General features: G+C 68.8%; 16 protein-coding genes. 4 read left to right on the top strand and 12 right to left on the bottom strand.

Translation table 11 applies throughout. From position 1 onward, the window contains the following. Positions 1-139 precede the first annotated feature (139 nt). From sppA to J2853_RS41915, 6 genes are all read right to left on the bottom strand, one after another. The gene (gene sppA, locus J2853_RS41890; protein WP_307567103.1) at positions 140-1840 is read right to left on the bottom strand and encodes a signal peptide peptidase SppA; all 1701 of its coding nucleotides are present in this window, start codon (positions 1838-1840) and stop codon (positions 140-142) included. 30 nt (positions 1841-1870) lie between these two features. Continuing rightward, entirely contained in the window at positions 1871-3856 is a 1986-nt protein-coding gene (locus tag J2853_RS41895; RefSeq protein ID WP_307567105.1) for a S8 family peptidase, read from the bottom strand. 149 nt (positions 3857-4005) lie between these two features. Then, entirely contained in the window at positions 4006-5631 is a 1626-nt protein-coding gene (locus tag J2853_RS41900) for a glycosyl hydrolase family 18 protein (protein WP_307567107.1), read from the bottom strand. A gap of 490 nt (positions 5632-6121) precedes the next feature. Continuing rightward, positions 6122-8434, bottom strand: coding sequence for a 1,4-alpha-glucan branching protein GlgB (gene glgB, locus J2853_RS41905; protein ID WP_307567109.1), 2313 nt, complete (start codon positions 8432-8434; stop codon positions 6122-6124). Between the two features lie 443 nt (positions 8435-8877). Continuing rightward, entirely contained in the window at positions 8878-10140 is a 1263-nt protein-coding gene (locus J2853_RS41910; protein WP_307567111.1) for a copper amine oxidase, read from the bottom strand. Next, a complete protein-coding gene (locus tag J2853_RS41915; RefSeq protein ID WP_307567112.1) occupies positions 10137-10811 on the bottom strand; it encodes a hypothetical protein in 675 nt (224 codons plus the stop codon). The genes J2853_RS41910 and J2853_RS41915 overlap by 4 nt, the downstream gene beginning before the upstream one ends. 298 nt (positions 10812-11109) lie before the next feature. Between J2853_RS41915 and J2853_RS41920 the strand changes: the two genes are divergently transcribed. Both J2853_RS41920 and J2853_RS41925 read left to right on the top strand, forming a co-directional pair. Continuing rightward, positions 11110-12522: an L-lactate MFS transporter gene (locus tag J2853_RS41920; protein WP_307567114.1), complete on the top strand. Its 1413-nt coding sequence runs from the start codon at positions 11110-11112 to the stop codon at positions 12520-12522. Beyond that, positions 12522-12653 carry an MFS transporter small subunit gene (locus J2853_RS41925; RefSeq protein WP_307567115.1) on the top strand — a complete coding sequence of 44 codons (132 nt, stop codon included), beginning with the start codon at positions 12522-12524 and terminating at the stop codon, positions 12651-12653. The genes J2853_RS41920 and J2853_RS41925 overlap by 1 nt, the downstream gene beginning before the upstream one ends. Before the next feature lie 48 nt (positions 12654-12701). On the opposite strand, the gene J2853_RS41930 is transcribed toward J2853_RS41925, so the two are convergent. From J2853_RS41930 to J2853_RS41940, 3 genes are all read right to left on the bottom strand, one after another. Next, positions 12702-13085, bottom strand: coding sequence for a YbaB/EbfC family nucleoid-associated protein (locus tag J2853_RS41930; RefSeq protein ID WP_307567116.1), 384 nt, complete (start codon positions 13083-13085; stop codon positions 12702-12704). Positions 13086-13178: 93 nt separating this feature from the next. Beyond that, entirely contained in the window at positions 13179-18476 is a 5298-nt protein-coding gene (locus J2853_RS41935; RefSeq protein WP_307567117.1) for an FHA domain-containing protein, read from the bottom strand. After that, positions 18476-18790, bottom strand: a complete 315-nt coding sequence (locus tag J2853_RS41940) for a hypothetical protein (protein ID WP_307567118.1) — start codon at positions 18788-18790, stop codon at positions 18476-18478. The genes J2853_RS41935 and J2853_RS41940 overlap by 1 nt, the downstream gene beginning before the upstream one ends. A 303-nt stretch (positions 18791-19093) precedes the next feature. Here J2853_RS41940 and J2853_RS41945 point away from each other — a divergent pair, with 303 nt between their 5' ends. Together J2853_RS41945 and J2853_RS41950 are read left to right on the top strand one after the other, a co-directional pair. Further along, positions 19094-22396 (top strand): hypothetical protein, encoded by a 3303-nt coding sequence (locus J2853_RS41945; protein ID WP_307567119.1) that lies wholly within the window; start codon positions 19094-19096, stop codon positions 22394-22396. A 185-nt stretch (positions 22397-22581) separates the two neighbouring features. Next, complete coding sequence (locus tag J2853_RS41950) at positions 22582-22884, top strand: DUF6247 family protein (protein ID WP_307567120.1); 303 nt, start codon at positions 22582-22584, stop codon at positions 22882-22884. Between the two features lie 273 nt (positions 22885-23157). On the opposite strand, the gene J2853_RS41955 is transcribed toward J2853_RS41950, so the two are convergent. From J2853_RS41955 to J2853_RS41965, 3 genes are all read right to left on the bottom strand, one after another. Beyond that, a complete protein-coding gene (locus J2853_RS41955; protein WP_307567121.1) occupies positions 23158-24108 on the bottom strand; it encodes an ADP-ribosylglycohydrolase family protein in 951 nt (316 codons plus the stop codon). Positions 24109-24175: 67 nt separating this feature from the next. Then, positions 24176-25567 carry an amino acid permease gene (locus J2853_RS41960; RefSeq protein ID WP_307567123.1) on the bottom strand — a complete coding sequence of 464 codons (1392 nt, stop codon included), beginning with the start codon at positions 25565-25567 and terminating at the stop codon, positions 24176-24178. A gap of 24 nt (positions 25568-25591) precedes the next feature. Further along, positions 25592-26725: an aminotransferase class V-fold PLP-dependent enzyme gene (locus J2853_RS41965; protein WP_307567125.1), complete on the bottom strand. Its 1134-nt coding sequence runs from the start codon at positions 26723-26725 to the stop codon at positions 25592-25594. Between the last annotated feature and the right edge of the window lie 22 nt (positions 26726-26747).

Here is a 26747-nt window from a genome sequence, read left to right on the forward strand (position 1 = left end):
CTCTCACAGCGATCGGCATGGCCCGCCGACCCGCGAGGAACCCGGGCCGCTCGCGCTCCCAGGGGGTGTGACCGTTCGCCGAACACGGTTCCCCGTCCGCCGAACGCGGGACGGGGAACGCCGGTTCCGGCGGCACGCGTCAGCGGATCGTCCACCAGCCCGGGAGCATGAGCGGGCCGTACGAGGGCAGGCCGAGCTCGGTGGCGAGGTGGGCGATCGGGCCCCACGCCTCCAGGCGGACCTGGGCCAGGGCGGCGGACTTGTCCTCGCTGGACTCCGCCGGGCGCAGGCGCTCCAGCGGGCTCAGCCGGGGATAGGAGCGCACGGGGGCGTCCTCGGGGAGACCGGCCTTGACGCGGGCCAGCGCGAGGGCGTCCTCAAGGCCGCCGAGTTCGTCGACGAGCCCGCGCTCGCGCGCGTCGGCGCCGGTCCAGACCCGGCCCTTGGCCAGCTCGTGGGCGCGCTCGCGGGACAGGCCGCGGCCCTCGGCCACCTTGTTCACGAAGTCGTCGTAGACCCGGTCGAGCCAGGCGTTGACCCGGGCCCACTGCGTCTCGGAGAAGGCGTTCGTGGGGGAGAACATCCCGGCGTTGGCGCCTTCGCCGACGGTCTCCGAGGACACCCCGAGCTTCTCCAGCAGCCCGCCGATGACGGCCTTGCCGCCGAAGACGCCGATGGAGCCGGTGAGCGTGCCGGGCTGCGCCACGATCGCGTCGGCGGCCATCGAGACCATGTAGCCGCCGGAGGCCGCCAGGTCGCCCATCGAGACCACGATGGGCTTGCCCGCCTTGCGGGTGAGCACGACCTCGCGCCAGATGGCGTCGGAGGCCACGTAGGAACCGCCGGGGCTGTCCACCCGGAAGACGACGGCCTTCACGTTGTCGTCGCGGCGGGCCGCGCGAAGGGCGGCACAGACGGTGTCGGAGCCCATGGCGCCACCGCCGCCCAGCGGGCTGCGGCCACTGCGGCCGAGCCGGATCGCGCCGGTGCCGTGGACCAGGGCGACGGTCCGCTCCCCGGGGTGCGGGAGCTTCTTCGCGAGCGGGCCCTTGGCGTACCGGCCGACGTAGAGCAGGAGCGAGTCGGCGCCCACGGCCTGCTTGACCTCGTCGTAGACCTCGTCGCGGTAGGCCATCCGGTCCACCAGGCCGGCCTTGACGGCCTCGGCCCCGATGAAGGGTCCCTGGTCGATGAGCTCGCGGACCTTCGCGGGGTCGAGCCCGCGTCCCTCGGCGACGCCCGCGATGACCTGCTCGGTGACCGACTCGGTGATACGGCCCATCGACTCGCGGTGGGCGTCGGTCATGTGGTCCTGGGTGAAGGTGTTGGCGGCGGTCTTGTACTCGTGCCGCTGGCCGATCTGGTACTCGACGCCGAGCTTGCCCAGCGCGCCCCGCAGGAAGCGCTGCTCCATCGCGACGCCGGTCAGCCCGACGTCGCCCGACGGCTGCAGGTAGACCCGCTCGAAGGCGCTGGCCAGGTAGTACGGGACGGTACCGGCCCCGAACTCGCCGAAGGTCTCGGCGAACGCGACCGTCAGCTTGCCCCTCGCCCGGAAGTGGGTCACGGCCTGGCGCAGCTCCTGCACCACCGCGAGTCCCAGCGGCTGGGTGCCGATCTTGACGATCAGCGCCTTGACCTGGGGATCCTTCCTGGCGCGCTTCAACCCGGACAGCACGTCGGCCAGGCTCGTCCTGCGCATCGACAGGATGGCGCTCAGCGGATCCGCCGGAGGCCCCTGGGTCAGGCCCTCGGTGAGGTCGAGCTCTAGGACCAGTGGAGCGGTGCGCCGCTGCCGGTACCGGTCGACGGTGTCGATGATCACCTTCGTCGCATCCATGTTCTTCACCATAAGCGACACATCGCCGACTTATAGCGCACGACGGGCGTTCACCTGCTTTCTCAGGAGCGAGGTTGATGTGGGGGGAGGAGTGCCTTTAAGGCGTTTCTGCTCCGCCGCGGTGAGCGCGGCCTTGAGCGTGGTCGTCTTGTCGATCTTCGCGGTGAAGTTGACCCCGCCGTGGGCCCAGTTCAGCCAGGCGGCGAGCAGTTCGCTCTCGAACACGGCCTTGCCGGTCTTCTTGACGGGCTTGAGCACCCGGTAGGCCGTGCCCAGGGTGGAGACGCGCGTGAGTTCGGAGAAGACCTTGCTGGCCTTGGCCGTCATGCCGAGATAGCAGGCGAGCGTCGCGTCGGGCAGCGTTCCCTTGCCCCGGGTGATCTCCACCGCCCACTGCGCGGCGGTCAGCGTCTTCTTGGACGTGCCGCGCGTGCACATGACGGGCGCCGGGGCGGGGGTGGCGGTCACGGTGACGGTCACGGTCACCTGCGGCAGGGGGATCGGCTCGGGGGCGGGGGCCGCCGGCGGTTCACTGATCGGGGAGGGACCCGAGCTCGGCTCGGGGCGCGGGTCGCCCGCCAGGTCGTCGTCGGGGTCGCCCGGGGCGGCCCAGTCTTCCGGATCGGGGTTCTGGGTCACGGCGGGAGCGGGGGTGCCTCCGGAGATCGCGACGCCCAGGTCCAGGCGCGGGGTGCTCACCCCGGCGTAGACGATCGGGCGCCCGGCCGCCTTGAGCCGGTCGAGCCTCGCGTCAGGGGTGTCGCCGGGGAGTTTCTGCGCCATCAGCGCCATGGCCGCGGTGACGTGCGGGGTGGACATGGAGGTGCCGCTGTAGACCTGGCGGCCGCCGCCCGGCACCGCGGAGTCGATGTCGACGCCGGGGGCGAAGAGGTCGAGCACGGAACCGTAGTTGGACCAGTAGGGGACGCGGTCTCCGTCGTTCGTCGCGCCGACGGTCACCGCGCCGGACAGGCAGCCGGGAGCCCCGGCACCGGAGAAGCCCTCGTTCCCGGCGGCGGCGACGACGGCCACGCCCTTGGCGCGCAGGGCCTCCACCTGAGTCCGCATCGCCCCCAGTTCGGGCTCGTTGTCGCACGCCCCCTCGTAGAGGCCGCCGCCGAGACTGAGGTTCACCGCGACGAGGCCCGGGGTGGTGTTCTTGAGCTCCGCGACGCGTTCGAGGGCTAGGAGGAGCGAGGACTCGTAGGCGGTCAGGCAGGCTCCGCCCAGGCCGTCGCAGTCGTCGACCCGGCTGAAGACCTGGAACGCCATGATCTTGGCGGCGGGCGCGACGGCGTGGGCGATGCCCGCCACATGGGTGCCGTGGTCGCACAGGTTGACCTGGCCGTCGAGGCAGGCGGGGGTGTTGGCGTCGGCGGAGCCGGGATCGGATTCCCCTCCGTTGGGACACAGCGATTGTGCTTCGTCGTCCTTCACGGAGAAGCATTCCTGCTTTACGACGCTGCCCCCGAGATCGGGATGACCGGCGTCGATCCCGGTGTCGATGATCGCGATCGTCTGGCCCTCGCCCCTGTACCCGGAGTTGTGCGCCCTGTCCGCGCCGATCACCTGCAGGCCGGAGGCCAGCGAGGTGGGGACGTAAGTGCGGTCCCGGCGGATGGAGCGGACGCGAGGGTCCTCGGACAGGCGGGCCAGGGACTCACCGGTGCCCTCGACGACGATGAAGGAGGTGTCCGGCGGCTCCAGGACCACCTGCGCGTCGGGCAGCAGCCGTGCCTCCCCGGCCACGGGGGCGGCCTCGGCGGGGGCGGCCACCTCGACGATGACCCGCGCCCCGTCGGTGTCCTCGCCGAGGCCGGCCTCCAGCTTCGGCGGAGGGGGCGGATCCGCGGTCGCCGGGGGTGCCGGCGGATCCTCGGTCACCGCCGGGGCGGGTGTCGCGGGCGCCTCGGTCGTCGCGGCGGGGACGGGCGCCGGGGAGGTCCCGGCGAGGACAGGTACGGCGGGGGCGACGCTGAACACGATCACCAGGGCCACGAGGGCTCGAAATCGCACATGTCCTCCGGGGAGATCAAACAGGCGATTCGGAGTCTAAGCAGCGATTTGTCCTAGGTGAATACTTTGCCCCGGATTCAAAGGGTCTTCTGAGAAACGGCTCGGCCCTCCGCGGCGTGACGCACACGGAGGGCCGAGTGTTCGGAATATTACTTGAGGCCGTTGGAGATGGCGGTGATGAGCTCACCGTTGGCGGTGTCTCCGCTGGTCTCCCAGAAGAACGCGCCGCCCAGACCCTGGTTCTTGGCGTAGGTCATCTTGCCGGCGATGGTGCTCGGGGTGTCGTAGCTCCACCACTGGCCGTTGCAGAAGCCGTAGGCGGTGCCGCCGACGGTGCCGGTGGCCGGGCACTTGGTCTTGAGGACCTTGTAGTCCTCGTTGCCCGCCTCGTAGGTGCCGGGGGCGGCGCCGGTCGCGGTGCCGCCCGGAGCCGCCTGCGTCACGCCGGTCCAGCCTCGGCCGTAGAAGCCGATGCCGAGCAGGAGCTTGCTCGCGGGGATTCCCTTGGCCTTGAACTTCTGGATCGCGGCGTCGGAGTTGAAACCGGCCGTCGGGATGCCGGTGTAGGAGGTGAGGGGCGAGTGCGGAGCCGTCGGGCCCTGAGCGTTGAACGCGCCGAAGTAGTCGTAGGTCATCGGCATGAGCCAGTCCAGGTTGTTGATGGCACCGGCGTAGTCGGCGACGTCGATCTTGCCGCCGGTGGAGCCGTCGGCGGTGGTCGCCGCCGTGACCAGGGCGTTGGCGCCGAACCTGCTCCGCAGGGCGGAGATCACGTTCTTGAACGCGTTCGGGCCGCTGGCGTCACAGGTCAGACCGCAGGCGTTGGGGTACTCCCAGTCGACGTCGATGCCGTCGAACACGTCGGCCCAGCGCGGGTCCTCGACCAGGTTGTAGCAGGACTCGGCGAACGCGGCGGGGTTGGCCGCGGCCTGGGTGAAACCGCCGGACCAGGTCCAGCCGCCGAAGGACCAGATGACCTTGATGTGCGGGTAGGCCTTCTTCAGCTTGCGGAGCTGGTTGAAGTTGCCGCGCAGCGGCTGGTCCCACGTGTCGGCCACGCCGTCGACGCTCTGGTCGGCGGTGTAGGCCTTGTCGTAGTCCGCGTAGGAGTCACCGATGCTGCACCGGCCGCCCGCGGTGTTGCCGAAGGCGTACAGGATGTGCGTCAGCTTCGCCGCCGAACCGCTCGTGACCAGGTTCTTCACGTGGTAGTTGCGGGCGTAGACGCCCCACTCGGTGAAGTATCCGACGAGCTTCTTGCCCGAGGCCGGGGGAACGGTCGGGGGAACCGTGGGGGGAACGGTCGGAGGAACCGTGGGCGGGACGGTCGGGGGGACCGTGGGGGGAACGGTCGGGGGGACCGTGGGCGGAGTCGTGGGGCCGGTGCCGTTGCAGGCCGCGCCGTTGAGCTTGCAGTTCAGCACGCCGGTAAGTCCGCCGGGCGCGCCGTTGAACCCGAAGCTCACGGTGGCCCCGGCCGCCAGAGCCCCGTTCCACGGCTTGTTGACGAAGGTGTAGTGGTCGCCGCTCTTGGTGAGGTCGGCATCCCACGCCGAGGGGATCGACTTGCCGGCGGGAAGGTCGAACTCGACCTTCCAGCTCGTCAGGGCACTCGTCCCCGCTTTCACGGTGACCTTGCCCTCGAAGCCTGAGCCCCAGTCGGACACGGTGGAGTAGGTGGCCGTGGCCGGAGTGGCGGCCGTCGCGGCGTTCATCCCCAGGGGGGCGAGCAGCGCCGCTGCTGCGATGAAGGAGCCGATGGTAATTCGTCGCAAGGGTCGCTCCAGGTCAGATAGTGCCTAGTCCCCGTATTCATAGGAAAGTTTCCTATTAGTTCTCAGAGCGTAAGTTCTCGTTCGTGGCCGGTCAATGCCTTGCTCGCCGATATAAGGCCGATTTAAGGTTTTCTGTCCATGCGGTGTGCACACACCGGACGAGCGCGGTGAATGACGGGATGAACAGGAGAGACGCGGGCCGGATCGCGGACGGGAGCCGAATTCGGGCGGGCGGGTGAGCCGAGTTCCGGACGGCGTGCGAATGCGAAAAGGCCGGCCACGTATCGCGTGACCGGCCTCAAGGAGACCTGGAACGGGCCGGTCACCCGTCGTGTGACCGGCCCGGACGCGGGTCGGATCACCCGACCCGGTCGACGTGCCCGCTCAGGTGACCCTGATCCGGGCGGTGGCCGCCCCGCGGTTCGGGCGGCGTCCTTCCGCGACGGCGATCGCGCCCTTCCGCGTGGTGGTGCCGTGCACCTTTCTCCCTTTACGGGCGGACGAGGTCACCGCCCGTGACGCGCCTCTCGGCGGCCGGTTCCTCGACGCTCCGCTCGTCCGGACCGTTCTGCTCGCCCTGGACGCTCTGGGCGCTCTGGATGTCCCGGACCTCACGCTCCTCCTCGTCGACGGCCTGGGCCACGGAGGCCGGAGACGGAACCTGCCGGAGCCAGAGGGTGCCCAGGGGCGGCACGCGCAGGCGGGCGGAGTACGGCAGGCCGTGACGGGGCTCCTCGATCGTCTCCACCATGCCGAGGTTGCCCACCCCGCTGCCCGCGTAGTCGTAGGCGTCGGTGTTGAGCACCTCCTCCCACGGCCCGGGGAAGGGCAGGCCGAGGTGGTAGTCCTCGTGCGGCGAGCCGGAGAAGTTGGCCACGCAGGCCAGGGCGGAACCGTCCTTGGCATACCGGAGGAACGAGAACACATTGCCCGTCGCGTCGTCGGCGTCGATCCAGCGGAAGCCCTCCGGGGAGGTGTCCATGCTCCAGAGGGCGGGGGTCTCCTTGTAGATCCGGTTGAGGTCGCGGACCACCCGCTGCACGCCCTTGTGCCCGTCGAAGTCGAGCACCCACCAGTCGAGCCCGCGCTCCTCCGACCACTCCGAGCCCTGGCCGAACTCCCCGCCCATGAACAGCAGCTGCTTGCCGGGGTGGGCCCACATGAAGGCGAACAGCGCGCGCAGGTTCGCGAACCGCTGCCACTCGTCACCGGGCATCTTGCCGAGCAGCGATCCCTTGCCGTGCACCATCTCGTCATGCGAGAGCGGCAGCACGAAGTTCTCCGAGTAGGCGTACATCAGCGAGAACGTCATCTGGTGGTGGTGGTACCGCCGGAAGACCGGCTCGTGCTTGAGATAGGCGAGCGTGTCGTGCATCCAGCCCATGTTCCACTTGAACCCGAAGCCCAGCCCGCCCAGGTGCACCGGCCTGGAAACCCCCGGCCACGCCGTCGACTCCTCGGCGACGGTGGTGATGCCCGGCCCCTCGCGATAGGAGACCGCGTTCATCTCCTTGAGGAACGCCACCGCGTCGAGGTTCTCCCGCCCGCCGTACTCGTTGGGCGTCCATTCGCCCTCGCGCCGCGAGTAGTCGAGATAGAGCATCGAGGCGACCGCGTCGACCCGCAGCCCGTCGATGTGGAACTCACGCAGCCAGTAGACGGCGTTGGCGACCAGGAAGTTGCGGACCTCCCTGCGGCCGAAGTCGAAGATGTAGGTGCCCCATTCGGGGTGCTCGCCCCGCGCCGGGTCGGCGTGCTCGTACAGCGGCGTCCCGTCGAACCTGGCCAGCGCCCAGTCGTCCATCGGGAAGTGCGCGGGCACCCAGTCGACCAGCACCCCGATTCCCGCCTGGTGCAGGCGGTCCACCAGGTGGCGGAAGTCGTCGGGGGAGCCGAACCGGGCCGTCGGCGCGTAGTAGGACGTCACCTGGTAGCCCCAGGAGCCGCCGAACGGATGCTCGGCCACCGGCATGAACTCCACGTGGGTGAAGCCCATGTCCACCACGTAGTCGACCAGCTCGGTGGCCAGCTCCCGGTAGGACAGCCCCGGCCGCCACGAACCGAGGTGCACCTCGTAGGTGCTCATGGGTTCTTCCGCGGCCCTGCTGCCGGAGCGCCGCAGCATCCACTCCTCGTCCTGCCAGCCGTACTCCGACGTGTCGATCACCGACGCGGTCGCGGGCGGGCACTCGGTGCGCCTGGCCATCGGGTCGGCCTTGGCCCGCCAGACCCCGTCCGCGCCGAGGACGCCGAACTTGTAGCGGTCACCCGGGCCCAGCCCCGGGATGAAGAGCTCCCACACCCCCGAGCTGCCGAGCGAGCGCATGGGGCACGCGGTGCCGTCCCAGTGGTTGAAGTCTCCGAGAACCCGCACCCCGCGCGCGTTCGGCGCCCACACGGCGAAGGCCGTGCCCTGCACGTCCTCGTGCCGCATGACCCGCGCGCCGAGCACCTCCCAGAGCCGCTCGTGACGCCCCTCGCCGATCAGGTGGAGGTCCACCTCGCCCAGCGTGGGCCAGTGCCGGTAGGGGTCGGTGGTCTCGTACGGCTCGGCGCCGGCGTAGGTGATCCGGAACCGGTAGTCAGGGATCTTGTCGAGGCCGGGGAGCGTCACCGCGAACACGCCGTGGGCCACGTGTTTCATGTCGTGAGCCTTGCCGTCCACGATCGCGTGGACCTTCTGCGCCAGCGGCCGCAGGGTCCTGACGGTCACACCCTCGGGCCCCAGATGCGCGCCCAGGATCGAGTGCGGATCGTGGTGTGCCCCGCCCGCCAGCCGGTCCAGGTCCAAGTCCGCGTTCATGGCTCACTCCTGATAGATCGATAGCCCTAACCCTGCCCTACTCGGGTCCTACAACCCATGCCCTTGTCCGCTATCACCATGCGTGTCGTGAAAAGGTGCAGATTTTTGGGTGGAAAGATCCTGATTGTCGCACTTGAAGCTTGGGGAAACGCTGTCCGCGCACTGAGTTGATCACACGTGGACGCCGGCGCATCCGTGTGATCCCCTCCTGTCCGCGCACCCCCGGCTTCGCCGCGGCCCGAGCAGTCGCGTCGCCACAGCCTCCCGCACTTCACGGGAGTCGTGCGAGCCGTACGGGAGGATCATCGACGTTCGCGTCCCGGTTCCCTCACCGGCCCCGCCGACCGGGGTGGTCGGGCTGGCCGGGGCGCTCGGGGCGATCTCGCCGAGAGGGTGACCGGGGCGATCCCGGGAGGATCGCCGCGGCGGGGAACGCGGTCGGATCAGCGAGGGTTCTTGGCCGTGACGTCGCGGGCGGTGACGCGGAACCCCTGCCAGTGGGTCGGCATGAGGTCGCCGTCCTCGTCGCGGGGGACGTGGTGGTAGCCGACGTTGACCCACACGACGGGATCCTTGACCTTCTCGCCGTCGGTGTAGCGGTCGACGGACCTGGCGCATCCGGGAGAGGGGTTGACGGTCGCCAGGCGCTCGCACGAGCGGTAGGTGCTGACGTAGACGTCGGCGCGGGTGAAGGCCTCGTCGGCGGGGCCCCGGTATTCGGCGCTGTCCGAATTGTTGATCTCCCAGGAGACGCGGTGCCCGTCGGCGTTGCGCACCTTCCGGTCGACCACGCGCCACCAGCGCATCGGCCTGTTGACGGCCTTGGCCTCCTCGCCGAACGCGGTGCGCCCGAGCTTCCGCTTGGCCGTACCGGATCCCGTGAAGTCGTACTGCTCGACGAGGTCGTCGGCCTTGCCCGCGACGTCGAAGTCGAGGCGCCAGAAGATGTTGTGGTTGTGGCTCGTCTCGAAGGTTCGCGCGCCCACCCCGATCGGCCAGCCGTGCTCGGGTGTGGTGGTGAACCCGGCCAGCGAGCCCGTCGCGCCCACGCGCGGGGTGATCGAGCCGTCGTCGGAGAAGGCCCATTCGGCCAGGTAGGTGTACCAGCCGACCTGGAAGGCGGAGAACACCACCAGGTCGCGCCCCTGCGCCGAGACGCTCGGCCGGTCGTATTCGGACTTCAGGTAGGCGTGGCCACGGGCCCGCGTCGTCACGCAGACGAACTGCTCGCGGCGCTCACCCTCCGGGCAGTCGGCGGACTGCAGCGCGATGGCGGTGGACCCCAGTGCCCCGATGTCGTGGTAGCGAGGCTGACCGCTGTCGTAGGGGACGTGGATCTGGGCCAGCGCGGTGCTGCGCAGCACCGTGACCGGCCCGCTGCCCCTCGGCGTGTAGACGACCTTGGTGAGGGTCAGCCCCTCGATGTTGCGCATCTCCCAGCAGAGCTGCCAGCGCGCGCCGTTCGGCAGGGTCTTGTCGATCCGGTACGGAGCACTGCACGGAGGCGCGGGTGCCCGTACGGCATGCGCCGCCCACGCGGGAGCCCGTACGGCATGCGCGGCGGGTACGGAGGCGGGCCTGGCGTGCGGCGCGGCCTGGGCGGCGGGTGTGGCGGATGTGGTGGGTGCGGCGTGCGCGGCCCGTGCCGGGCCGAGGCCCCCGGCGAGCATGGCGCAGGAGAGGGCGAGGCGGAGGAACACGGTCACCACTCCAAGGTGTGGATCTTCTTGGCGGACAGGTCGACGACGATCCGGCTGGTGTCCAGCCAGGTGTTGTCGGGCAGCCGGACGAACAGTCGCAGGCACCGGTGGATCCCGCAGTGCCGGGCGGACCCGCGCTCGTGGGCCGGGGTGAAGATCAGCCCACGCAGGCCCAGGTCGGACGCGGACCTCAGCGGCCTGCCTCCCGTCTTGGCGTAGGACTCGCGAACGCTCCCGCCGTACGCCGGGTCGGCCAGAAGCAGTTCGGCCGCCGCCGTCTCCTCCGCCTTGGACGGCGGCGGCTGCACTCCGCGCGCCACGCTCTCCTCGACGACCGTGCCCCGGCCGAGGTCCACGGTCCGCATGATGAGCTGGTCGGCGCCGTAGTCGTACAGGTAGGCGTTGGCCAGCCGCCGCTCACCGGCGTCCTTGTCGTCGTCGCGCTCGACGTAGAGCAGCTTGGTCTGCCCGGCCGCCAGGTGCTCCCGGGAACCCGCCGACGCGATCGCGCTCGCCCGCGCGATCTCCTGACCGGTCAGCGGGTCGTCCTGCGCGGTCGCCCGGGGCGCCGATCTCGCCGCCTGCGACCCCTGCTCGCCCGGCAGGAACAACACCGCCCCGGCGACGGCCATCATCCCTACTCCCGCGACCGCCGTCACAATCAATCTTCGCCCCACGGACGCCCTCTTTACTCATTGTTGACAGTTGACTGCGAAGGGTAGTCGCAATGGGCTGTCTGGGCCGTTCAAACGGCGTATTGCACCATTGGTGGGCGGTGGGGTGGGTTCGTGAGATAAGCGAGGCGGCCGAGTCGCGCAGAACCATTCAAGGCGCGCCGCAGGGCGACCGTCGGGCACATGCCGCGGGGCGCCGACGTGCGAGGACTCCACTCCGGATCATTGCCTTGACTGATCCGACTTGACCGATTCCATGGTTACTGTCGACAGATAAGTGGAAGCGGCATACTGTATTCCAATGCACGGCAAAAATGGACAAAAGCAGACATTTCTTAACCCCTCTGGATTCTTTAGTCGTTCACGCACGGTCGCGCCTCCGACCTGGAGCCGCTGGCTGGTTCCTCCAGCGGCGCTTTCGGTACACCTGGCCATAGGCCAGGCCTACTCGTGGAGCGTGTTCAAACAGCCCCTCGAAGGGGCCTTCCAGCTTTCGGGCACGGCCAGTGCCCTGCCGTTCCAGCTGGGCATCGTCATGCTCGGCCTCTCGGCCGCCTTCGGGGGGACACTGGTCGAGCGCAACGGCCCGCGCTGGGCGATGTTCATCTCGATGGTCTGCTTCGCCTCGGGCTTCCTGATCTCCTCGCTCGGGGTGGCCGTCGGGCAGTACTGGCTGGTCGTCCTCGGATACGGGTTCGTGGGCGGGATCGGCCTCGGCATCGGCTACATCTCGCCGGTCTCCACCCTGATGAAGTGGTTCCCCGACCGGCCGGGCATGGCCACGGGCATTGCGATCATGGGATTCGGCGGAGGCGCGCTCATCGCCTCGCCGTGGTCCACCGAGATGCTGAGCGCCTTCGGCGCCGACGCGAGCGGGATATCGCGCGCGTTCCTGGTGCACGGCCTGGTCTACGCGGTCTTCATGTCGATGGGCGTGTTCCTGGTCCGGGTCCCGGCGGAAGGCTGGCGCCCTCCCGGCTGGGACCCGGCCAAGACCGCCGTGCGATCACTGGTCACCACCGCCAACGTCTCGGCGCGCAACGCGATCCGCACCCCGCAGTTCTGGTGCCTGTGGGTCGTCCTGTGCTTCAACGTCACCGCGGGCATCGGCATCCTGGAGAAGGCCGCCCCCATGATCGGTGACTTCTTCGAGAACACGTCCACGCCGATCGCGGCCGGCGCCGCGGCCGGGTTCGTGGCCCTGCTGTCGCTGGCGAACATGGCGGGGCGCATCGTGTGGTCCTCGACCTCGGACGTGATCGGCCGGAAGAACATGTACCGCGTCTACCTCGGCGTGGGCGCCCTGTTCTACCTGGTGATCGCGCTGGCCGGAGACTCCTCCACGCCCCTGTTCATCGTCTGCGCGATGGGCATCCTGTCCTTCTACGGCGGAGGGTTCGCCACCGTCCCGGCGTACCTGAAGGACCTGTTCGGCACCTACCAGGTGGGCGCCATCCACGGCCGGCTGCTGACCGCCTGGTCGACCGCGGGCGTCCTCGGCCCGTTGATCGTCAACGCGGTCGCCGACTCGCAGGAGGCCGCCGGCAGGTCCGGGCCCTCGCTGTACACGCTGTCCCTGTACATCATGATCGGATTGCTGGCGGTGGGCTTCCTGGCCAACGAGCTGATCCGTCCGGTGAAGTCCATCTATCACGAACCACCGGCCGAAGAGGTCGGTCAGCAGGGGCCGCTGGCCATGAGAGGAGAGGCGTGATGGCAGACGGCCAGAAGACGACCACCGGGTTCAACCCTTTGATGGTGCTGGTCTGGGCGTGGGTCGGGTTGCCCTTCGCCTACGGGGTCTACGAGCTCGTCCAGAAGGTCACCCAGCTGTTCGGCGGCTGACCACGGCAGGCGGCGACGGTGCGTCCGCCCGGCCGGCGAGCTGCGGCTTCACATCGTGTCCCTGTCGAGGGTGGGCAGGGACGACCCGAAGTCGGTCTCGGGGTTGAGCAACTGCTCGATGTCGACGCCTTCGGGTACGAATGGGGCCATCAGCTTGTGCGTCTGCGCGGTCACATCCGCCGTCGCCGCCTGGATCTGCTCCATGATCGACGCGGAGATCTCCGACGCGGACAGCTTCTTCGTGATGCGCACGTCCAGGTCTATGCGCGTGATGCGGCCCTGCGGTCCCGCTTTCACGGTCACCAGGCCGTCCTTCGAGGTCGCCGTGGCCTCCACCTCGCGGAGCACGGCGTAGGCCTCGCGCATCCGGACGGCCTGCTTGTTGTACTCCTCGATCATCGCATCGAGCTGTGAGTGCAGTTCCTCGTGCACGGCGTCTTCTCCTCGGCCAGCGGTTGATCTTAATGTCGACGCGCAGGACTTTTTCATCCCGGCCCGCGCGCCTGCTCACGGGTTCCTCTCCGGCTACGGGAGGCGCCGCAGCCCCTGCTCAAGCGCGGTTCGCGTCGGCCGCTCCGGGATGAGCGCCTCTTCGTTGCCGCGAGCGATCGCACCGAGCACCTGGTGAAAAAGGTCTGGACGATCTTGCAAGCCTCGTATTTCAGCGAGTCCCGCCATATGCCCTCGCAAATCGTCCATGCTCTGAATGCCGCCCCCGAACGCCTTCTGCACCCAGGCCAGTGCGCGCGCCTGACCCTGGTCGAGGCCGCTCAGGTTGAGTCCATCCGCGAGGGCCAGACCGAACCACGGATCCGGATCCTGTTTCAGCATGTCCTTCAAGACATCTCGAATGACTGCGTTCGCCGACCTACCCGACACCAGCCCCTGATCGTGGGCCTCCCGGAACAGCGCGTCCACCAAGTGGGGAGCCAGTGACAGCTCGGGAACGAGCCACCCCCTCGTGCGGTAATCCAACCGCACCCGGTTTTCCGCCGGCACTGCCCTGTTGATGATGTCCAGCGGATTGGCCTCGCCGCGCACTCCGTCATCGGCGGCCGGCCGATCCCGGTGTTCCGCGGCGGTGTTGAGCCGGTCGAGGAGTTCCTGTTCGCCGCGAGCCTCGTGTGGCGCGTGGCCGGCGTCCTCCGCCGCCTCATAGGCCTTCAGCACTTCGGCGACGGGGCTGCGGCCTTCCAGTCCCAGATCCGAGGCGATCGCGACGAGGTGGTGCCGCCATTCTGGCCCTACGAGGATCCGCTCCACGATGTGGTTCAGGTCTGCCACCTGCCTGTCCGTGGGGTTGCGGATCCCCTCCCGCTCGGCATATGACCTGCTTACTTCCAGGTCCGCCATGTGCAGGCCGCGGACGAGGCCGGCGGCGTCGCTCGCTTGGAGAACCGGCTCGTAGCCTTGCTCCACCAAACGCAGGTACTTGTTGATCAGATGCGTGGGATGGCCGCCCATACTGGCGCGCAGTTCGCCGATGGCTCCCGGCGCGGCGGGCTCCAGTCGCCCACCCGCCAGCTCCGGCCCGGCGAGTTCCGCCAACCGGCCTATGGCGGCGAAGTGCTCGGGCGGGTACAAGCCGATGCTCGTTCCTATCTTCTCGCCTATCCATAGTCGGCGATCCGGCGCGTCCATGTAGCTTCTGAGCCATTCTGCCGGATTCAACCTGACACGATCGATTGAGGCGTAGGCGCCTCCCTTGCGCTCCAGGTCCAGGAACGCCTCGATCGTGTCCTTGAAGCCTCGCTCCCGCACCAGTTGATGCATCTCCGAGGGAAGCGCCGTGCCTGTCAGCTCCTCGAATCCGACCATCATGCTCAGCCGGCCGACCGCCCGCACCTCGAGATTGGTCAGGTCACGCATCCCGGCTTCGGCCACGATCCGCCGGCCCTCGCTCAGGTGAAGGTTGGTCGACGCGGCGAAGTCCACCAGCGCGTCGCTCAGCCCGTGAGCGTCTCCGCGGGCCAGTGCCTCGGCCGACCAGTTATCGCCCCGATTCATCGCGCGCACCGCGGTGTCGAACACTCCTCGCCAACCGCCCAGCTCGAACTCGGCGTGGCTCCCAGCCAGGTCGGCGTGGTGCGAGCCTTGGTAGAAGACCTTCGAAACCTCGTGCACGTGCCTTGCCTGATCGCGCGACAGGTTGGACAGCCCGAGAGGATCGGCGATCCGTCTGCCAGACCAGTACCCCTGGTCCCGCGCCAGGTAGCTTTCCATCCCCTCGGCCAGGGCGGTGGGGTCCGTGGCGGTTGTGACGGGCTCGAACTCGTCAACGGTCGCACGTAGATATGCCTCGACACGGACATTGTGGGGCCAGTTGCGGACGAGCCGGCTCAGAGGCTCTTCGGCGAACCGGAAGTCGAACGGGGGGCCGGCCAGGGCGGAGAACCGCCCGACCAGCCGCGCCTGAGCGGCCGTCAGATCGGACACGCCGAACCGAGCGCCCAGCTCGGAGCCTTGCTGTTCCATCCTCAAGCTCAGGTAACGATCCAGTCCCGCGGTCAGATCCGCCGGGGTCCGTGCGGAGGAAACCGGCTCGAATCCCTCCCCCATCGCGTCCAGATAACCCCGCACGATCCTGTGGTCGTCCCACTGAGCGCGCAGCTCGGTCCTCACCTGCCCGCCTCGGGGGATCGACTCTGCCACGCTCCGCAGCTGACGGTCCGACAGCAACACCTCATTGGGAAACTCCGGAGAGGCGAGGGCCCGCGTCACGCTCGCCTTGCCGAGCCACCGCGGATCGGCATCCATGTACAAGGTCAGGTCGGTGATCAAACTCGAGTGGTCCCTGGCATAGGCGATCGGGTGTCCTTCGTTGGTCGCCCGCAGATACGCCTCTCCCACCGTCGTGCGGTTGTAACGCGCGATGAGCCTGTCCACCGGGGAATGCTGCGGATTCGGCCCCCTTACTACCCCTGGCGCCAGCTCGTCGAGCCGTTTGAGCGCCCGCGCCTCGGTATCCGTCAGATCATGCAGACCGAGCCACGCGCCCGCCTCCCGGCCCTTCGCGATCGGATCCTCCCCGCCGCGCGCGTCCGGGACCCGCGGGTCCCGGCTGAGTGCGTTACGGGGGTCGGACGGGCCTGCGGGTTCGTGATGGGACGCCACCACGCTGTCCGGCCGTCCCGCGGACCCGGCCCGCTCGGAGGGTGGAAGTCCGCCGGCCGCCGCCTCGTCTGATGACCGGACACCGTCGGGGTGGCGGAGCGGCTCTGGGGCGACCTTCGGGTGGCCGGTCTCAGCGGCTGGGCGCTCGCGGGCTGCCGTACCCGTAAGTGAGTCACCCGGAGCGTTTTCCGGGGTCCGCTGAGAAGGAATGCCTACAGCACTCTCCGTCTTGCTCTGTATGAATTCAAACGAAGGTTTCTTGAATATGTCATGCACCGCACTGGTGAAATCGCGCAGGTTCCCTGAACCGTCCCACGCGTCCCGGACTGATTCAGTGACATATCTGATGAAATGGTCGCCTTCGACCAAAGATGGAGGAGCGTCTTTGCGCCGCTCATATGAGAACCGACGCAATGCCTCTGCCTGTTCAAACGAAACATCGCGGCCGACGGTGTCCAGGATGCCGCGAATATCGGCAAGCGTGCGGGGGTTTCCCGTCAACTCGGGGTGCGTGTTGATGAGGTTGACAACTTGCTGGCGGCGGTAGACGTTCCGCAGCTCGGGAGCCACTTCTCGAAGCATTATCCCGGTAGACGAAATATCTACCCATCTCGTGAATTCGCGGCCCAACCGAAGGGTGTCACCGCTTTTCAGTGGCACTAGTTCACCCGGATTGATCCGCTCACCGTTGAGCCACGTACCGTTGCTCGAGGCATCACGTATCCACGGTTTTCCATCCGGGCCAAATTCGATCGTGGCGTGATTCCGGGAAATGTCGTTGAACGGATTCAGATGATCGCTCATCGGGGAGTCGAACCGGCGGCCGATCGGCACCGTCTCGCCCGGACCAACCCGGTAATTCGCGGTAGACGCGGTAGATCCAGCGAAGTCGAACGTGGTGCCGGTGAACGGCGGTGTAGTGCCTCGTCCCCCGTCGGGGGCAACGGGCCCGGGGCCGTACCCGTCAGGAGGCGGGAAGCGATATACCGTCGCCGCGGCCTCGGCGGGTCTCTGCTGCAGGACCGCCACCGGCGAACGCTCTCCGGACTGCGCTCGCGCCACAGGGTCACCAGGGGCGGCCGGTCCATCGGCGGCCTTCGGCGAGGTCCCGTCGGCGTGCACCGGGACTCGTTGATCTGGTACTGGGTGAGTGGTTTCGGTGGTGCGTGTTGTTGTTCCGCTGCCTTGGTCGGTGGTGCGGGCCGTTGGTTGGCCGTTGTGTTCGGTGGCGGCGGTGGTGCGTGCCGCCGCTTGGCTGGAGTCGGTGGTGCGGGCCGTTGGTTGGCCGTTGTGTTCGGTGGCGGCGGTGGTGCGTGCCGCCGCTTGGCTGGAGTCGGTGGTGCGTGTTGTTGTCCCGCCGCCCTGGTCGGTGGTGTGGGCCGCTGGCTGGCGGTTGTGCTCGGTGGCGGCGGCGAGTGATGCTGATTGGCCGTTGGAGTCGGCGGTGTGCGTTGTTGCCGGTTGGCCGTTGTGTTCGGTGGTGGTGGTGCGATGTATCGGTTGGCTGCCCTGGTCGGCGGCGGCGAGTGTCACTGTCTGGCTGCCCTGGTCGGCGGCTCTGCCCTCTGGCGTTATGCGACCGGGCAGGCCACCGTCGCCTGGTGACGTCGTGCGATCGATGGGCGTTCCGTCCACCGTGGCGTCGCCGGAGGCGGTCCTTCCCCCATCCGCGATGAAGGAAGGCCCGTCCGGCGATGGCGCTGAGCCGGGACCGTCGGGTGCGCCCTCGGGCCGGGTGGGATGGCCGAAACCGGCGTCAGGGATCCCGGTGATCGCATTCGGATGGACGGCGGTGGGTCCGAGGCCGCCGAGGACGCCGGAGACCACGGAGAGCATCAGGTGATCGCCGTCCAGCTGGCCGTTCATCGCCAGCATCGGCACGCCGGCGACGGTGGCCGCAACGCCGCCCATCGCGGCCTGGCCGATCACGGTGTTGGGGGCTCCGGCCAGGAGGGCGCGCAGACTCTTGGCCCCGTCCTTGGCGATCATGCCGACCATGTCGTGGGACACCAGTTTCACCGCGCCGACCGTCATCCCGCCGAACACCAGGCCGGTCAGCGCTCCGGTGGCGCCGGACGAGAACAGCGACGTGACGTTGAACTCCTCGCGGTGACCGGTGACTTTCTGTCCTAGCTGGACGCCGCCGTCCAGCGCTGCCATGATCCCGCCGAAGAGCAGTGTGTTCTTGATCAGAAGGGCTTTGATCGCCAGGTTTTCCATCTGGGCGAACGCCAGCCTGCTCCAGATCAGCGGGGTGACTCCGGGGTTCGCCATGGCGAACAGCCACAATTTCGCGATCATGGCGGCGGTGAGGATGGCCCCGACGATCATCATCCACTGGGTGTGCTCGATGTCGGTCGCGTGCTGCTGGGTGCTTGCCGCCTGCCGGCGGACCAGATTCTTCACGTATTCCATCGCCGTGACCGGATCTGCGGGAACCTTGCCGGGGTCACTGCCCATCGACTTCACGAGATTGCCGAACAGTCTCGCGAACTCCTCCTTGGCGGCCCCGTCCCATACTCCGCTCCGCAGTAGCTGGTCCACGGCGGCCCCTGACTCCAGCTGAAACCGGTTCAGCGCGTCCGCCAGCCTCACCAGCTCCTCCGCCTTGCCGGAGATCTGGGAATACTCCCCCTCGGGGAACGCCCCACCCGCGATATAGGGCCAGAACGGCTTGATCAGATCCGGAACGAAGGCGTTCGGGTCCATTAGATGTCTCCGCGGATCGTGGAGGCCTCGTCGGCGCTCCTGTAGACGGCCCTGGCCTGGCCGAGATTCTCTCCCTCGGAGTGGAATTTCCCGGACAGGAAGCGCAGGAGATCCCCGACCGCCGCGAACGTCCCACCCTGGGACGCCCAGAACGCCCGACCGTAGTCGTCGTCGGTCACCGCGGCGCGCGTCCCGTATGCGACCGTCTGATGTCCCGCGGCCACTCCTGCGACTCCACCCCCGAGCTCGCTCACCTCGTCGCTCAGAGCCAGCAACTGGCGCTCGGCGTACGCCATACCGTCGAAGGAGCCCATGAAGTAACCTTCCTCGCTTGCCCGCCGCAGCTTGGGCACGACTTGGAGGACGGCTAAGGGGCTGGCGGTTCGCTGTCTGAGGGAATCCGAAAACGTCAAATGATCATTTGATACCCGCCCAGGCCACGAACGCAAGCGGTAGGACCGTTCCAACGGTCATTCCCCTGAGACGGACCATGACGACGCACATCCGGCCTGCCTCCACCGGGACGGCCTGACCGGTCCGCCGCGGGCCGGGCGTCTCGCCTCCTGAGGCGTTAATGCGGGTGCGGTTCCTGTGATGCTTGGGGATAGTTGGGCGTCATGCGCTACGTGCCGAATTCGGTCGATGGTCTGCTGGATGACGTGGAACCCCTGTCCCACGGGGAGCGGTGCCGTCGCCTGTTCCTCCGTGGACGGGAGTGGGCGGGACGGCCCGAACTGCGCGGGATCCTGGACGGGCTCGCGGAGCGAGGCCAGTACGAGCGGTTCATCGGCGTGATCCTGGCCGGCGCGGCGGGGGAGATCCCCCACGTCATCCGGGCGATGCGTGACCCGGATCCGGATATCTCCAGCTACGCCATTGGCTTGGCCGGCAAGCTGGACATTCCAGATGAGGCGATTGTCCAGATCCTGCGGGACGGATCGATGGTGGCCCGGGCGATGGCCTACCGGGTGATCCGGCGGGATGCACGGAGTGCGCTGGCGGAGCAACTGATCAACGAGGTACGGCAGCGCTGGGGTGATCCCGAGGCGGCGGCGTTGCTCGCCTCGTGCCGATCCGAGGTGGTCGCGTCGATGCTGGACGACCTGGCGCACGCCGTACGGAACTGGTCCACCCTGGCGAAGCGGCACCCGCTCGTGGTCCTCGATCACGCCGAGGCCGTGCTGTCCCACCTTCCGCGTAACCTGCGGGACGCGTGGTGGGCCACGCGTTCCGCGGGGGTGGAGGCCGCCGCGTCCCCTGCGCCGGAGCGAGTGATCGCGCTGCTGGAGCGGTACTGGACCGTCCGGTTCTCAACGAGCTGCGTCGGATGGCTGCTGGAGGCCGACCCCCGTCGCACGCTCGACGTGTTCCTCCTCCCCGGACGCCAGGCTCTGCTCGGCAGGTTGCTCGGGCAGCGTGCCGTACGGCGACGCCTGGCCGGGCTGCCGGACGAGGAGCTGGGTGCGGTGGGACGCGCGGTGCGCGAGGACGAGGGCGCACTGGTCAACCTGCTGCGCGCGGTGGCGCCGAGCCGCCGGGTCGCCGTGTTCGACGCGGCGATGGCCGGAGTGGATCTTGGGCAGGTGGAGCTCTCGGGCCGGCTCCTGGAGGTCCTTCCTCGGGAGCGGCGGGCCGTTGAGGCGCGTCGCATGCTGGGGCTGCGGCAGGTCGCGCAGAATCCGTCCAGCGTGCTGGAGGTGACGGGATTCCTGCCGTACGGCGAGGCGGAACCGGTGCTGCGGGTGGCGAGTCGACGCCCGGACGCAGGCGAGCGTGCCCTCGGCTACCGCCACCTGATCGCCTGTGCGGGGCGCGGACGCGATCCGGAGATCATCACGAGCCTGCTGGAGTCCCTGGGACGGCTCCGCAACGAGCAGGACCCGGTGCGGCTGTCGGCGGTCGAAGCCCTGGCCGCCATCCCGCCAGGACTGTTCGAGGTCGTGCACCTTCCCGCGCTGGAGCAGTTGGCGGATGACGCTCTCGGCGCGCGTGACTGCTCCTACCGGAGCCGCTCCGAGCTCACCCGCCTGGCCACCCGGATCTTCGAACAGGGAGCCCTGCGGGACGACGCGGACCTGCTGGAATACGCTCTGCGCACCTTCGAGCGGCTGGTCGGGCACCAGGGGACGATTTATCTCGGTCAGCTCTCCCGCGTCCTGCGCCGCGGCCAGGAAACCGTGCTGGTCCGCAGGCTGGCGCCGTACCTGAGGGCGGAGGCCGACCGTGATCGGCACGAGTTCGCCTTCCTCCTGGCCGCACTCCTGGACCATCGCGGTCACGAGCTGCCGGAACTACAGGAGGCGCTGAAACGCGCCCTGACCTCCGTCCGCGAGGCGGACGTCCGGAGGGCGATCGACCACTGGCTCGCACCGCCGCGGACCAGAGGGGATCGGGTCGCCGGGCTGCTGAAGGCGGACCCGTCGACCGTCACGCTCGACAGCGTGTTCAGGGTGATCGCCTGGCAGCGTACCGATCTGCTGGACGTCGCACTCGGCAGGAAGGAACCCAGGGGACGCTTCACCAAGAGAGGCGTCCGGCAGATGCGGTATGCCGGGCGCGGAGCCGTACGCCGCTGGACGGCGCGGCAGCGCGAGGCCTACCTGCGGTTGGTGCGCCGGATCGCGGACAACGCCGAGTTGCCCAAACACGAGCGGGCGGAGGCGGTGCGGATGGTCGGCGAGATCCCGGCGGTCCCGGCCGGCGAGCTGGGCGTCTACCTGCGCTCCCCCGATGATCTGCTGCGCAGGATGGCGCTGACCGCACTGCCGTGGACGGCGCGGCCACAGGAGGTGCTCGCCGACCTGCTCACGCATGCCGGTGGGGACGATGCCCACGTGGCTGTCCACGCCGCGGCGCGGGCCGCGCGATTCGTCCGGCCCGCCGAGCTGGCGGCGGCAGTGGAGCCGATACTGACCGGAGGCAAGATCACCGTACGGAAGGAGGCCGCCCGCCTGATCGTCCGTCATCGGGTACCTGACACGACGCGGTTGCTGCTGAGCCTTTGGGATGAGGAAGGTCAGCACCCCGACGTGCGAGCCGCGATCGTGTCGGCGGCTCTGGGGCTGCTTGACGACCAGCGGATCTGGCGGCTGCTCGCGGACGCCGTGGCGGGAGCCCGCGATCTGGCCGTTTCGGTGCTGGGAACCCATCTCCTGCACGTTCCCCCGCGACAGCGGCAGCCGTACGCGGGACTGATCGTTGACGCCGCCCGATCGGCCGATCACGACACCCGGCGGACGGCGGTCGACGCGTTGCGAATGTGGGCGCCGTTCGCGCCGCGGGCTGTGGACCGGCTCGCCGAGATCGTGGGCGATCTCGGCGAAACCGCGGACTGGACGTCCGCAGCCCGGGGCCTGGTGTCGAACGCGTGTGGCGGTGTCGGCCTCGCGGAACTGCACGCGACCGTGCTGCGGCTGGCCGCGGCTCCGGACGAGCCCGACGCCCGGGCCGACCGCGATCGCCCGGCCGGCCAACGGCTGTCCGAGATCGTGACGGACCTGTGCCGGTGGCACCGGCTCGATCGGGACGGGGCCGCGCCGGTCATCCACCTGGTCGTGGATGTTCTTCCCACAGACCTCCAGGCCGAACTCATCGCCGCCACGACGAACTGGGAAGACCCCCGCGAGGCCCTGACCAGGCTGGTGGACAGGACTGCGGGAGGCGTGCTGGCGGCGGTCGAGGCCGGTCGCGTCCTGGGGGAATCGACCGAGGACGTCGACTGCGAGCAGATCCTGCCGCACGCCGTCTGGCTGGCCGGGCACCACGAGACGGGCGGTCTGCTGGCAGCCGCACTCGCCGCCGAGTGCGGCCCCAGAGCCGGCTGGTCGGCGCCCTGGCGTGAACTCGTACGGCACCTACGCGGCGGAGATTCCAGAGAGGTCACCTACCTGGCCCTGCGCATCCACACCGCGACCGAATGAGCCGGAGGGCCACCAAAGCTCCTGCGGGCATTCGGCGCTTGGAGCCGGGGCGGGGTGTGTCTTCCCGCATTCCCCGTCCCACTTGGCAGTCCTTTCCCACGCGGGTGTCATCCGCTGACTACCTGCTCCACGAAGCTGCGATACGTGGATTTGGCCGAGGACGACACGAACCCTGGGGAGCCACCGTGACCACAGCTTCAGCGCGACACATGGATCACAACCGGCTCGACCCTGAGGAGATTCCGCGTCGTTTGCCGGTCGGCGAGCGCGAGCGCTTCGTCCACGAATACCGCAGTGCCCTGGACGCGGCACATGAGGTGTGGCGATACCGCCGGCTGCAAGAGGTTCTCCACCTGTGGAACCTGCGTGCGGCGGCATACGGGCAAGCGGACTTTGAGCAGCGGGCGAGGGAGGCTTCTTCGGCGCAGCCGGGGGAGTTCGTTCCCGCCGAGCAGGTCTTCCCCGGGTGGACCGGAGGAGCTCGTTGAGCTCCCAAGGCCGCGCTCGCGCAGCTGCAGGGACTACCTGAGCGTGCGTTCGACGAGCTGATCCAGTGTATGGCCGATGTTTGTGAGAGGCCGTGGGACACCATGGGGTGCGTCCGTCCGAGCCTGAGTTTCGTCAGGCCATATTCGGAATTTACGGCCGGGTGTCTTTCTATGTAGACGATCTAGCTGACGTCATCCGCGTATACGACGTCACCTGAATCGGCTCACAGGCGACGGTCCGTCGCGAGGTTCAAAGAGCGAAGTGGTACTGGGTCAGTCGGCCCTGATCGTGGGCCGTCCGACGTCGCGGGTGGATGTGGCCGCCGTGTGTTCCGGATCAGGTACGGCCGCCCAACGGGGCATTGGTTCGCAGGCCCGTATCCAATCGCGGGGCAGCCCGCCGAAGCCGACGCGTGCGCCGACGATGCCACCGACGATCGCGCATGTGGTGTCGATGTCGCCGCCCGCCTGAGCGGTGGTCCAGAAGGCCTGCTCGAAGTCGTTGAGATTACGAGCGGCGGCCCACAGGGCAAAAGGGACGGTGTCGTGGGCACTGACGTTGCGTCCATTGCCGAGGGCTTCGGCTGCCAGGATCGGATCGCTGATGGTGAGCAGGTATCTGGCTTCCTTGATCCCGCTGTGAACCAGACCCGAGGGTACGTGGGCCAGCACCTGGTCGAGAAACCGGCCGGGAGGAAGGCGGAGCTGTGACACGGCGGTCGCGGTGGCCACAGCCACCGCGACCGCACCGGCGACGGCTTCGGGATGGGTGTGAGTGACCTGCGCGGACAGGGTCGCCTGCCGTACGACCTGGGTCAGATCGTCGGCGAACCAGGCGCCCAGCGGCGCGACGCGCATGGCGGCGCCGTTGCCCCACGAGCCGTTGCCGTCGAACAGGTCGGCGGACAGGGCCCGCCAGTCACCGCCCTCTCGGACCAGGCGCAGCATGCGGTTGGTGGCCGGGCCGTACCCGCGGTCGAAGTCATGGTGGGCGGCGAAGCTCGCGGCGAGCGTGTCCTGGTCGATGGTGCTGTGATCGGTCAGGATCCGGTAGACGGAGCAGGCCATCTCGGTGTCGTCGGTCCACTGCCACGGTTCGGGCGGCAGCATGCGGTCGGTGAGGGCCCGCCGGTTGGCGGGGACGAAGAACTGGGAGCCGAGGGCATCGCCCAGGGACAGTCCGTAGAGGGAGGCTGTGGCGCGGGCAAGATGATCTGATGGCATTGCCGCACATTGTTGCAGCACAGCCGTTCCCGAAGGACTTCCACGCCGAACTCGGTCGGCCGATGGATCAGATCGGTTTCTCGGCGGGCGCCGGGGTCTTCGAGCGGCGGGAGGTCATCCAGTAGGCGACGCTGAGGATCGCGAAGAACGGGACGCCCGCCCACCACGCGGGTCGCAACGGTGCGATGAACAGCGTCGAGACCAGCGTCCCGGCGAGGAACACCATGGCCAGCAGCGAGGTGACCGGGGCGCCCCAGAGCTGTACGGGCGACGGGGGGAGACCCTGGAGCTTGCGGGTGCGGCGGAAGGCCCGGTGCGTGGCGAGGATCAGCAGCCACACGACCAGCGCCCCGAAGACCGACACGCCGAACAGCGCGAGGTACGCCGAGCTCTCGCTCGCGGCCGACAGGGACGCGGCCAGGGCCAGGCCGAGCGCGGACAGCGCGAGGGCGTTGCGCGGCACGCCCGACCGGCTGAGGCGTCCCGTCCACGCGGGCGCGTACCTGTCGGCGGCCAGCGAGTGCATCATGCGGGTGGTCAGGTAGAGGTTGGTGTTCGCGCTGGACAGGGCGGCGGTCAGCACGACGAAGTTCATGACGGTCGCGGCGGCCGGAATCCCGGCGGCCGAGAACACGCTGACGAAGGGACTCTCCGTGACGGCCCCGCCCTGGGCGGTCGTGGTCCACGGCACCACGGTCAGCACGATCGTGATCGCCACGATGTAGAACAGCGCCAGGCGAGTGACCATTCGGCGGGCGGCGCGGGGGATGTCCCGTGCCGGGTTCTCCGATTCCGCGGCGGTGACCGAGACGACCTCGACGCCGACGTAGCTGAACAGCACGAACACGATGGCGAGGGAGAGCCCGCCGACCCCGTTGGGAAGGAAACCGCCGTGCGCGGTGAGGTTCTCCGTACCGGTGGCCTCGGCGCCGGGCAGGCCGACGGTGATCAGCAGGATGCCGAGCAGGATGAACACGACGATGGCCGCGACCTTGATCATCGCAAACCAGTACTCCACCTCACCGAAGACCTTCACCGCCACGGCGTTGGTGATCAGCACGGCCGCGGAGAACACCAGCACGGGCACCCAGAGCGGCAGTGACGGCCACCAGAACCGTACGTAGATCCCGCCCGCGATGACCTCGCCGCCGATGGCGATGACCTGCACGGTCCAGTAGGTCCAGCGGACCACGAACCCGGACCACGGGCCCAGGTAGCGGTGGGCGATCATGCCGAAGGCGCCCGCCTCGGGATGGACGACGACCATCTCGGCCAGCGCCCATCCGATCACCAGGGCGACGGCCGCGCAGGCGATGTAGGCGAGGATCGTCGCGGGTCCGGCCTGGGAGATCGCCAGGCTGGAGCCGAGGAACAGCCCCGTGCCGATCGCGCCGCCCAGGCCGATCATGGTGAGCTGCCGTCCACGGAGACCGCGGTGCAGGCCGGATTCGTTTTCCACAGCAGCACCTCTTGGGGGGTAGGTTCACGCCTTACGGCACGCGCTGATGGCTTCGACGACCGCGTTGATGTCGGAGCGGTCGTTGTAGTAGTGGAGGGACAGGCGCAGCAGGTTGCCGCGTGGCGCGGTGACGATGCGGCGTTCGGCCAGCCGTTCGGCCAGCGCGTTCGGGTCGGCGTCCTCGATCGCGACCTGCGGCCCGAGGAACCCGGCCGGGCTGGCCACGCGCTCGCCCGCCGCGGCCAGCCGTTCGGCCAGCTCCTCGACCAGGGCGGAGACGTGGGTCTGCACGGCGTTCAGGTCCACCCGCTCGATGAGGTCGAATCCGGCGTTGGCGGCGTAGGCCGACGGTATGGGCGGGGTTCCGGTCTCGAAACGGCGCGCGTCGTCGGGGAAGTCCAGCAGCCGCGGATCGAAGGCGAACGGATTGGTGCGGCCGAACCATCCGGTGAGTTCGGGGTCGCGCTGGTGCACGAGCCCGTCGCGCGCGTAGAGGAACGCGATGCCGGGCAGGCCGAGCAGATACTTCAACGAGCCCGACGTCAGGTAGTCGCAGCCCAGCTCGCGCACGTTGACCGGCATGACGCCGGTGGCCTGGTAGGCGTCCACGAACACCCGGGCGCCGCTCTCGTGTGCCAGCCGTACGACCTCCTCGACCGGAAGGCGGGCGCCGTTGCGGTAGGTGACCAGGGGGATGGACACCAGATTGACGCTCTCGTCGATGACGTTGGCGTAGGCCTCGGCCTCGACGTTCTCGCCGGTGTCGGCGGCGACCCGGACCCGGGCGCCGCGCCGTGCCTGGGCGAGCCAGACGTGCGCGATGGAGGGGAATTCCAGGTCGTTGGTGACGATTCCAGGGCGGTCGGACCAATCCAGCGACGACGCGGCCTGGAAGGCGGCCTCGGACGCGCACGACAGAATCGCGACCTCATGCGGGGAGGCGCCGATGAGCCGGGCGAATCGTTCGCGCGCCCATTCGACCTCGGCCATCCACAGGCTCCACGGCGCGCCTCTGTCCCTCATGGAGAACCCGATCTCCTGCATGGAGTAGGCGAGCCTGGACGACAGCGCGCCCTGACTGCAACTGGCCAGATGCACGGTGTCGGTGAGTGCCGGAAACTCCGCCCGGAACTGCGCGGCGTCCAAATATTGCGACATTTCGGGCACATTACAGGTGTTC

The organism is Streptosporangium lutulentum (assembly GCF_030811455.1).
GTDB classification, from domain to species: Bacteria; Actinomycetota; Actinomycetes; order Streptosporangiales; family Streptosporangiaceae; genus Streptosporangium; species Streptosporangium lutulentum.

Coding starts and splice junctions, on each gene's coding strand:
- sppA (WP_307567103.1), bottom strand. CDS start 1,840: ATGGATGCGACGAAGGTGATCATCGACACCGTCGACCGGTACCGGCAG.
- glgB (WP_307567109.1), bottom strand. CDS start 8,434: ATGAACGCGGACTTGGACCTGGACCGGCTGGCGGGCGGGGCACACCAC.
- J2853_RS41920 (WP_307567114.1), top strand. CDS start 11,110: ATGCACGGCAAAAATGGACAAAAGCAGACATTTCTTAACCCCTCTGGA.
- J2853_RS41925 (WP_307567115.1), top strand. CDS start 12,522: ATGGCAGACGGCCAGAAGACGACCACCGGGTTCAACCCTTTGATGGTG.
- J2853_RS41935 (WP_307567117.1), bottom strand. CDS start 18,476: ATGGACCCGAACGCCTTCGTTCCGGATCTGATCAAGCCGTTCTGGCCC.
- J2853_RS41940 (WP_307567118.1), bottom strand. CDS start 18,790: ATGGGCTCCTTCGACGGTATGGCGTACGCCGAGCGCCAGTTGCTGGCT.
- J2853_RS41945 (WP_307567119.1), top strand. CDS start 19,094: ATGCGCTACGTGCCGAATTCGGTCGATGGTCTGCTGGATGACGTGGAA.
- J2853_RS41955 (WP_307567121.1), bottom strand. CDS start 24,108: ATGCCATCAGATCATCTTGCCCGCGCCACAGCCTCCCTCTACGGACTG.
- J2853_RS41965 (WP_307567125.1), bottom strand. CDS start 26,725: ATGTCGCAATATTTGGACGCCGCGCAGTTCCGGGCGGAGTTTCCGGCA.